Genomic DNA, 9,534 nt, shown 5'->3' with positions numbered 1-9,534 from the left:
GGTAATTTTTAGCGATGTATCAATTGTGTACATTTGTGTTACAAAGATAAGTCATACATTTCATTTTCTTCTCTTTATGTAGTCAATACCTCTGAAAATTATCTTTTCCCTGTCTCTCTTATGCTAAATCTGTTAATTAAACGGTATTATATTTTGATAGATTTGCTGAATTGGAGTAATTTTTTTGTTAAAAAAGCGAGTTTTTCGCAAAAAGCTCGGAGTTTTTGACAAGTATTCTCTCGGCACTCAAAATACACTGCCAGCTATTGAAGGAAATTCGGTAAGGAATACCGAATATTGAGACTGAGGAAAACGCATGTTTACAGCAACAGACGTGTTAAAGCCCGAGTTCGTTGAGCAACCTCTAAACGTTCTTTGGCAGCAGATCTCGCCACTTTACATAGTGGACGAATCACAATGGCTAAAACAATTACTACCAATGGCATCAGCAAGTGATCAAGAAAAGGATCAGATCAAAGCGAAAACGACGGATCTGATTAACGCGATCCGAGCAGACAAACGTTCGGTGCAAATGATCGATGCGCTGCTGTTGGAATATAGCTTGGACACTCAAGAAGGGATCCTTTTGATGTGTTTAGCTGAAGCATTAATGCGAATTCCAGACAAGGAAACCGCTGATGCATTTATAAAAGATCGTTTGGGTGTTGCTGATTGGAAATCACACCTGAAAAATTCAGATTCTGTCTTTGTGAATGCATCGACATGGGGTTTGATGTTAACAGGTAAAGTGATTGGTTTGGCCGATGCTGAGCAGACAAGTCCGGTTCAAGCGGTCAACCGATTAGTGAATAAACTCTCAGAACCTGTAATTCGCAAAGCGATGCATCAGGCGATGAAAGTAATGGGGCACCAATTTGTACTTGGCAGAAATATGCTAGAAGCACAAAAGAACGGTCGTTCCATGCGTGACAAAGGGTTTACTTACTCGTTTGATATGTTGGGCGAGGCGGCGTTAACGTCGGCCGATTCAGATAAGTATTTTGATGATTATTTGATGGCAATTAAAGCTGTGGGTGAGGATAAATACGGCCTAAGCACCAGTCCTGCCGCATCGGTTTCTATCAAGTTATCGGCAATTCATCCGCGTTATGAGGTTGCGAATAAAGAACGAGTGATGACTGAGCTGTACGAACGCTTGGTTACACTACTTGAACATGCTGTGAAATATGATGTCGCAATTACTATCGATGCGGAAGAAGCGGACCGTTTAGAGCTCTCTCTTGAATTGTTCGAGAAAGTGTATCGCAATGATGTTGTGAAAGGTTGGGGTAAGTTTGGTCTTGTGATTCAAGCTTATTCAAAACGAGCATTACCAGTGTTGGTTTGGTTGACGGCGTTAGCAAAGGAACGAGGAGATTTGATTCCCGTTCGTTTAGTGAAAGGTGCCTACTGGGACAGTGAAATAAAATGGTCTCAGCAAAGTGGTTATGCGGGCTATCCGGTATACACGCGCAAAGAAGCGACGGATGTCTCATACCTGGCTTGTGCTCGGTTTTTACTCAGTGAAGCTGTGCGAGGACATTTGTTCCCACAGTTTGCCAGCCATAATGCACAGACGGTGACTTCAATTTCAGTGATGGCATCGCATCGTGATTTCGAATTCCAACGTTTGCATGGCATGGGTGATGCACTATTTAACTACGCAATCAAAGAATATGGGCAATCTGTACGCATATACGCTCCAGTGGGGAGTCATAAAGACTTGCTGCCTTATTTGGTGCGTCGATTGTTAGAAAATGGCGCAAACAGCTCGTTTGTGCATCGCTTAGTAGATGCTCGTTGCCCTGTGGACATGTTAACTCAACATCCCGTGGAGAGTTTGTTGGCATGTGACTCGCTGAATAATACGAAAATTCCGTTACCGCCGAGTATTTATCCAAATCGTGGTAACTCTCGAGGTGTGAACATTGATATTGAGAGTGAAGCCACTCCTTTTGAACACCAGGTGGAACAATGGATGCAAGCGACTTGGAATGGTTCACCGATCATTGCAGGTGAATCCATTCTTGAAAGCATGATCAAGGGTGATCATGCTTTCGATGAAGTGACTGCACCTTATGATCGACGTGTTAACGTAGGGCGGATCTATTATTCAACCCTTGATCATGTTTCCGTCGCCATCGAGAGTGCTCAGAGCGCATTTAGTGCGTGGAATGATTTAAGTGCGAGTGATAGAGCCGAAAAGTTACAGGTTTTGGTTGACCTTCTTGAAGATAATTTGCCAGAGTTCGTTGCGCTTTGTCATAAAGAAGCAGGCAAAACCATTCACGATAGCATTGATGAAGTGCGTGAGGCAGTTGATTTTTGTCGTTATTACGCCGTTAAAGGCCAAGAATTTGCATCATTGAAAGTAGCAGGGTTTTCTGGACAAGAGTTAAATTATTCGCGTTCTGGCCGTGGAGTAATGGTATGTATTAGCCCTTGGAACTTTCCTTTGGCGATTTTTCTTGGGCAGATTACGGCGGCTTTGGTGTGTGGTAATACCGTCATTGCAAAACCTGCGGAGCAAACATCCTTGATCGCCTACAGAGCGGTAGAGTTGATGTTAGCAGCAGGCTTTCCAAAAGGTGTGATTCAGTTGCTGCCTGGTATTGGTGGTGAAGTTGGTCAGGCTCTGACTTCTCACCCTGCCATTGCTGGTGTTGCATTCACTGGCTCGACAGCAACAGCGCAGCGAATCAATCAAACACTTGCTTTACGAGATACTGCACCGGTCCCTTTTATTGCTGAAACCGGTGGGCAAAATGCGATGATTGTCGATAGTACGGCACTTCCTGAGCAGGTGGTACGTGATGTGCTTCGTTCTGCTTTTGCTTCAGCAGGGCAGCGCTGTTCTGCACTCAGAGTGTTATATGTGCAACATGATATTGCTGATCGTATTGTCGAGTTGATCAATGGCGCAATGCATGAGTTAAAAGTGGGCTTGCCATATTTACATGAAACCGATGTTGGGCCTGTGATTGATGAAAAAGCGAAGAGCAAGTTGCAACAGCACATTGCAGCGATGAAACAATCACAAACATTGGTAACAGAATTAACCTTACCTGCAGAGTGTCAACACGGTGATTTTGTTGCACCGTGTGCGTTCGAAATTGATGATATTTCCACGCTCAAAGAAGAACAGTTTGGCCCTATTTTGCATATTGTGCGATTTAAGGCGAGTCAATTAGCTGAAGTAGTATCGGCCATTAACCAAACAGGTTATGGCTTAACGATGGGGATTCATAGCCGTAACGAAACGACCTATCGCTGGATAGAGCAGCATGCTCGAGTCGGTAACTGTTATATCAACCGCGATCAGGTTGGGGCAGTTGTAGGTGTCCAACCGTTTGGTGGGCAGGGGCTTTCTGGTACAGGCCCTAAAGCCGGTGGACCACACTACTTATACCGTTTTACTCAAGCGCAATACCAGTAGGGATAGGAGAATCGTTATGATGCATCATGTTACTCGAATTACAGATTCCCAAATTGCTTGGGAAAACTGGAATCTAACCGGATTTGAATACAAAAAAGAGTGTTTAACATCTTTGGTTAAAAATATTGAAAGTCAGGCGCCTAATTTGGCGAATGTACTTTCTTATCAGCTTCAACGGGCATGTGATTCTCTTTCTCAATCGTATGAGATGGTGGGTCCAACCGGAGAGACTAATGAGCTTTACACTGCAGGACGAGGGGTCGCTCTTCTTGTTCAGCAAGAGACAGGCGAAAAGGCGCAACAAGCGATAGTGGCGTTTTTAGGGGCAGCGCTTGCTGCTGGTAACAGCGTCATTGTTTGTAGCGATGACAGTGAGTTATTTACCATCCTAAATTCAGCGTTTGAACAGTCTTTACTACCTGCCAACTTGCTGTTAACTGCACCGTTAGACACGTATCAGTCTTTATTAGAAGATGATGTGAGAAGTGTAGGGCTAGTAGGAACATCGTCGATGGAGTTGACGCTCAATCGACGGTTATCTGAGCGAACTGGCGCGATTGTCAGCTTAGTATCTGAAACGGATTTGCAGGCATTACCTATTGCCCATGATCCATTTTTGGTTTTACGTTTTATTACTGAGCGGACTCGTACAATTAATATCACCGCTGTGGGTGGTAATGCGACCTTGCTAGAGCTTGGTCATGAAACCCACTAATTGAAGTTGCGTTATCCCCCTCAGTAGCGAGGGGGACAGGGAAGGCGATCTCAAATAAGAGGAATTATTTTATGGATTCGAATAGCTTTGCTATTACTTCAACCTTTATTGTCTACCTCATTTTGATGTTGGCAATTGGGGTTTATGCTTATCAACGAACGAAGAACTCTTCAGATTATTTTTTGGGGGGCCGATCTTTAGGGCCTTGGCCAGCTGCCCTTTCAGCTGGTGCTTCTGATATGAGTGGCTGGTTGCTATTAGGTTTACCTGGTTACGCTTATGCTTCTGGTTTTGAAGCATTTTGGTTGGCGGGTGGTCTACTTGTTGGTACATGGCTAAACTGGCTTTTAGCCGCAAAACGTTTGAGAACGTATAGTATTACCACGGATTCATTGACTCTACCTGATTACTTTGCCCGTCGTTTTGACGATAATTCAAAGCTTATTCAAACCATTTCAGCATTTTTCATTTTGTTGTTTTTCCTTTTTTACACAAGCTCCGGTTTAGTCGCTGGTGGTAAATTGTTTGAAACAGTATTTGGTCTTGATTATCGGATTGCTGTTGTCATCGGTACACTATGTGTTGTTTCCTATACATTATTTGGTGGTTTCTTAGCTGTAGCCTGGACTGACTTGGTGCAAGGATTGTTGATGTCAGCAGCCTTGGTTGTAGTCCCTATTATTGCTTTAGAGGGGGGCTTCAATGAGCTCTCGACACAGATGAACAACATTAATCCACAATTGTTGGATATGTGGCATTCAATGGATGGCAAACCAATGACTTGGATGGCTATCGTGTCTCTGGTTGCATGGGGCTTAGGTTACTTTGGTCAACCTCATATTTTGGCTCGATTTAAGGCGACTCGTTCAAATAAAGATATTACGACAGCACGCCGTATTGCGGTAATTTGGACGGCAATTTCAATGGTTGGCGCACTATTGATTGGTATGGTAGGTCTAGTCTATGTAACGAATCACCCATCAGTGACGTTAGAAGATGGTGAAAAAGTATTCATGTTACTGGTTAACGTACTTTTCCATCCAGTGGTAGCGGGTATCCTATTAGCCGCCATTCTTGCTGCAATTATGAGTACTGCTGATTCCCAGTTATTGGTATCTTCTTCAGCACTTGCAGAAGATTTGTATAAGCAAGTGATTAATAAAGACGCAACGTCGAACCAAATCGTTAACATGGGACGGTTTGGTGTTATCGTTATTTCTGTTATCGCTTTGATCCTAGCAATGAACCCAGATAGCTCTGTGCTTGGTCTTGTTTCCTACGCTTGGGGGGGCTTTGGTGCTGCATTCGGTCCAGCACTGTTGCTGAGCCTATATTGGTCTAAGATGAACCGTAATGGTGCTTTAGCAGGTATTGTTGTCGGTGGTGTTACCATTGTGGTTTGGAAACAGTTGTCAGGTGGTATTTTTGATTTGTACGAGCTGGTACCTGGTTTTATCTTCTCTACCATTGCTATTATTGTGGTGAGCTTACTTAGCGGTGAGCCGGAAGAAATGGTTCAGGCGCAACATAAAACTTACTTGAATCATTTAGAAGAACTTGACTAACTTCTGACGCAATTTATACAGAAGCTCCGCATTAGCGGGGCTTTTTTTGTGTCTACTTACGTCTCACAAAATTATCTATATTGTTGCTAAATTAACCATATTTTTTGTGAGTAATGTCACTCTAATATCTTCATATTTTGAGAGAATATGGCGTCATGCTTATAAGTTCACCAATTGTTAATGTTACAAGGAGATAACCATGCCTGAGGCATACTGTCACTGCTGCGGTAAAGTAACGGCACATAAGGTCGTTATGGAGCGTTCTCGAAATCGCCAAATTTCAGGTTGGCAAACACTGCAACAGTTAGTGTCTCTTATTTTAAAAGGTGAGCATTACTACCAATTAGAGCAGCAATATTATTGTCGTGTGTGTAATCATCGTTCAGAAACAAATTTCTCTATTCAACCAGGAGAAGAGCAATCTGATTATCATGATGTTAATTCTGATGTGAGAATTATTTAATCATTATTTATTATGTGGTTACTGTGATGTTTTTTCTTATATAAGCTAAAAGTGATATAAATTATTTTCTAAAGCCAAGTCGTTTATGGTAACTATTCGGTTGCCATCACATTTTTCATTTCTTGCTCTCAATAGAAGGCGAATGACGCCGATATAAGTCGTATATTATCCAAATTATCAGCTAATCTTTAGCGAAGTAAGACTAATTATAATATACGTCTATCATTTAGTGGGGAGCATTATCCATGCAGTTGAGCCTAAAGAGAAAGATGGTTATCTCTGTTATCATTGGGATAGCATTGACTACCGCTGCCCTGTTGACCGCGGGTTATCAGGCATTTAAGCAAGAAACGTGGAGGTCCATCGAGAGTGAAAGTGTGAATACCTTAAAAGCACATGCAAAAGGTATTGGCGATTGGATTTATACGAAACAGCAAACAATTGAAGGTCTCAAAGATGAAGTTCAGGCCAACCCTGAACTCGATATTGTGCCCCATCTGCGCCAAGCATTTACTTCTGGCTCTTTCGGTTTGACTTATTATGGAAATGAGAATGGTGATATGTATCGCCAAGATCCTTCCCTCAATAAAGCAGGATATGATCCCCGAGTTCGCGGCTGGTATAAGTTAGCCAAAGAACAAGGTAAAGCGGTCACAACTCCCCCTTACATTAGTGTGACCATGAAAACACTCGTGGTCACTTTAGCCGATCCTGTTTTTGTGAATGGTCAATTTACTGGTGTGGCTGCGTCTAACTTAGCATTGGACAAAATCATTCGTGATGTATTAGCGATCAAAGTTCCTGGTGATGGTTATGCCATCCTTGTTAATCGTGAGGGGACGATAGTCGCTCACCCTAATAAAGAGCTGATACTGAAAAAAATCAGTGAAATTTCTCCAGATTTAAACACCCAAGCATTGATTCAAGCTTCAGATAACAGCTCCCAGTTAGCAATCTCATTGAATGGTAAAGCGCAAATTATGATGGCGCAAAACATTGAAAATACCGACTGGATGTTGGTCATGGTGATGAACAAGGCTGTGTTAGAGCAACCTCTGCACAAAATGCTGATTTCTCAGTTAACGATAGGATTAATCATTCTTGTCATCATCGCGTTGATTACCTCGTGGTTTGTTGCGCGTCAGTTACGCGGTTTAACCAATATCACCAATGCTTTGACTGATATTGCTGAGGGGGATGGTGATCTTACTCGTCGCCTAGATGTATCTAGCCAAGATGAAGTAGGAATATTGGCCGATAAGTTCAACAAGTTTGTTAACCGTCTACACCACATGGTTAAAGAGGTGCACAATGTGACGGTTAAATTGAATGCGGGTGCCAATGAGGCGGCACGCTCTGCGACTCAACGTAGTGAACGAGTACAGCGTCAGCAAGATGAAATTACCATGGTGGCGACTGCTGTCACCGAAATGGCATCTGCAACGGCTGAAATCGCAGGTAATGCGGAGAATACGGCGAAGAACTCTAACCAATCGGTAGAACTTGGTGCGCAAGGCTTCCAACAAATGCAGCAAAGCAAGCAGTCTATTGATCAATTAGCGAAAGAACTGACTAACGCGGTTTCGATCATTAGTGAATTGGAAGTGAATGCGAATGAGATTTCAACGATCCTTTCTACGATTCGTGGTATTGCAGAGCAAACTAACTTGCTAGCCTTGAACGCTGCAATTGAAGCGGCTCGAGCTGGTGAGCAAGGTCGTGGGTTTGCGGTGGTTGCAGACGAAGTTCGTGTATTGTCACAACGCACTCATGCTTCAACCGAAGAGATTCAAACCAAAATTGCAGGCCTCCAAAAAGTGACATCAAACGCTGTTGCGGTAATGACAGAAAGTCATAATTTAGTTGAAACCAGCGTTAATGATGTGAATCAAACTGGAGAAAGCTTACATCAAATCAGTGAAGCGATTCAGTTAATTAGTGATATGGCTACACAAATTGCCTCTGCTGCTGAAGAACAATCTCTCGTGACTTCCGATATCAACACTAATACGGAATCCGTTCGTGAGGTGAGTGATCAGCTAGCATCGGATGCGCATGAAGCTGTGGAACAGGCGAAAGAGCTTCATGGATTAGCTAACCAGCTAAATAATGAGATCTCTCGTTTTAAACTTTAGCTATCGCGCAATATTCAAAAGGGTATCTTCGGATACCCTTTTTCATTTCAGAAACCCATAAAAATAGTCAATACAGGCAGTTATATTTGTCATTGCTTGTTATCGTTTTTGCGTTTTTCCCCTGATAAGATCAAACAAAAGTCATTATTGCCATGTGGTTAGTGGTTTTCTCTTTTCAAGTTGTAGGTAAAGGCATACCATTACTGCAGTTATCCCACGATGAATAAGTGGGGGTAACATACATGTTAGAATTTGTATTTATTCTCAGGGCGGGGTGCAATTCCCCACCGGTGGTATACCTTATAGGTGAGCCCACGAGCGCTCAATAGTGTTCTATTGAGGTCAAGCAGATCTGGTGAGAAGCCAGAGCCGACGGTTATAGTCCGGATGAGAGAGAATGATAGACACATCAGCATTGTGGTGTTCACTTGTGTCATAAACGAGTGAGTATTACGCATTGCTAAGTTTTTGATCTTTATCCCTCATAAGCCCTGATTCTGGTATTCGTTAGGAGTATAACCATGAATCAGTCTTCTTTACTTGCCGAATTTGGCGATCCTATTAGCCGTGTTGAAAATGCTCTTGAAGCATTGCGTGAAGGTCGCGGTGTATTGTTACTTGATGATGAGAGCCGTGAAAATGAAGGTGACCTTATCTATTCTGTTGAGCATTTAACTGACGCTCAAATGGCCCTGATGATTCGCGAATGTAGCGGAATTGTCTGCTTGTGTATGAGTGATGCCCACGCAACTAAACTCAATCTACCCCCTATGGTTGAAGTGAATGACAGTAAAAACCAAACTGCTTTTACTATTTCAATTGAAGCGAAAGAAGGGGTGACCACTGGTGTCTCTGCTAAAGATCGTGTCACCACGATTAAAACGGCAGGTCGCTTTGAAGCAAAAGCAGAAGATTTAGCTCACCCAGGTCACGTATTCCCGTTACGTGCTCGAGCGGGTGGTGTTATGACTCGTCGTGGTCATACAGAAGGTACTGTTGACCTTATGCAAATGGCAGGTTTAACGCCATTTGGCGTATTGTGTGAAGTAACCAACGTTGATGGCACCATGGCAAAGGCACCCGAAATTGTTGCATTTGGTAAGGAGCATCAGCTGCCCGTTCTTACGATTGAAGATATGGTGTCATACCGTATGGAAAAAGATTTAAAACTGGCATAAGTTTTATCTTTGAATCGCAAAAAGGCACTGATGATAGTGCCT

General features: G+C 42.9%; 6 protein-coding genes and 1 riboswitch. All 6 genes read left to right on the top strand.

Annotation, left to right across the window (positions count from 1 at the left end; genetic code table 11):
• Window positions 1-316: 316 nt before the first annotated feature.
• The 6 genes from putA (at window position 317) to ribB (ending at window position 9,492) form a co-directional block, all read left to right on the top strand.
• Window positions 317-3,436: a bifunctional proline dehydrogenase/L-glutamate gamma-semialdehyde dehydrogenase PutA gene (gene putA / locus F9817_RS08210; protein WP_161154477.1), complete on the top strand. Its 3,120-nt coding sequence runs from the start codon at window positions 317-319 to the stop codon at window positions 3,434-3,436.
• Window positions 3,437-3,452: 16 nt separating this feature from the next.
• Window positions 3,453-4,151 carry a 1-pyrroline-5-carboxylate dehydrogenase gene (locus F9817_RS08205; RefSeq protein ID WP_161154476.1) on the top strand — a complete coding sequence of 233 codons (699 nt, stop codon included), beginning with the start codon at window positions 3,453-3,455 and terminating at the stop codon, window positions 4,149-4,151.
• A 71-nt stretch (window positions 4,152-4,222) separates the two neighbouring features.
• Window positions 4,223-5,716 carry a sodium/proline symporter PutP gene (gene putP, locus F9817_RS08200; protein ID WP_161154475.1) on the top strand — a complete coding sequence of 498 codons (1,494 nt, stop codon included), beginning with the start codon at window positions 4,223-4,225 and terminating at the stop codon, window positions 5,714-5,716.
• Between the two features lie 199 nt (window positions 5,717-5,915).
• Window positions 5,916-6,179, top strand: a complete 264-nt coding sequence (locus F9817_RS08195) for a hypothetical protein (RefSeq protein WP_230389733.1) — start codon at window positions 5,916-5,918, stop codon at window positions 6,177-6,179.
• Window positions 6,180-6,424: 245 nt separating this feature from the next.
• The gene (locus F9817_RS08190; RefSeq protein ID WP_161154474.1) at window positions 6,425-8,314 is read left to right on the top strand and encodes a methyl-accepting chemotaxis protein; all 1,890 of its coding nucleotides are present in this window, start codon (window positions 6,425-6,427) and stop codon (window positions 8,312-8,314) included.
• A 256-nt stretch (window positions 8,315-8,570) separates the two neighbouring features.
• Window positions 8,571-8,717: riboswitch (FMN riboswitch) on the top strand.
• 118 nt (window positions 8,718-8,835) lie between these two features.
• Entirely contained in the window at window positions 8,836-9,492 is a 657-nt protein-coding gene (ribB, locus tag F9817_RS08185; protein ID WP_161154473.1) for a 3,4-dihydroxy-2-butanone-4-phosphate synthase, read from the top strand.
• Window positions 9,493-9,534: the final 42 nt, after the last annotated feature.

Origin of the sequence: Vibrio eleionomae, assembly GCF_009874545.1 — a bacterium.
GTDB classification, from domain to species: Bacteria; Pseudomonadota; Gammaproteobacteria; order Enterobacterales; family Vibrionaceae; genus Vibrio; species Vibrio nitrifigilis.
The sequence above is the reverse complement of the archived record's forward strand: the minus strand, read 5'-3'. Positions and strand labels throughout refer to the sequence as shown.

Bases quoted from the DNA above. Each gene is read 5' to 3' on its own strand.
- putA (WP_161154477.1), top strand. From the start codon at position 317: ATGTTTACAGCAACAGACGTGTTAAAGCCCGAGTTCGTTGAGCAACCT.
- F9817_RS08205 (WP_161154476.1), top strand. From the start codon at position 3,453: ATGATGCATCATGTTACTCGAATTACAGATTCCCAAATTGCTTGGGAA.
- putP (WP_161154475.1), top strand. From the start codon at position 4,223: ATGGATTCGAATAGCTTTGCTATTACTTCAACCTTTATTGTCTACCTC.
- F9817_RS08195 (WP_230389733.1), top strand. From the start codon at position 5,916: ATGCCTGAGGCATACTGTCACTGCTGCGGTAAAGTAACGGCACATAAG.
- F9817_RS08190 (WP_161154474.1), top strand. From the start codon at position 6,425: ATGCAGTTGAGCCTAAAGAGAAAGATGGTTATCTCTGTTATCATTGGG.
- ribB (WP_161154473.1), top strand. From the start codon at position 8,836: ATGAATCAGTCTTCTTTACTTGCCGAATTTGGCGATCCTATTAGCCGT.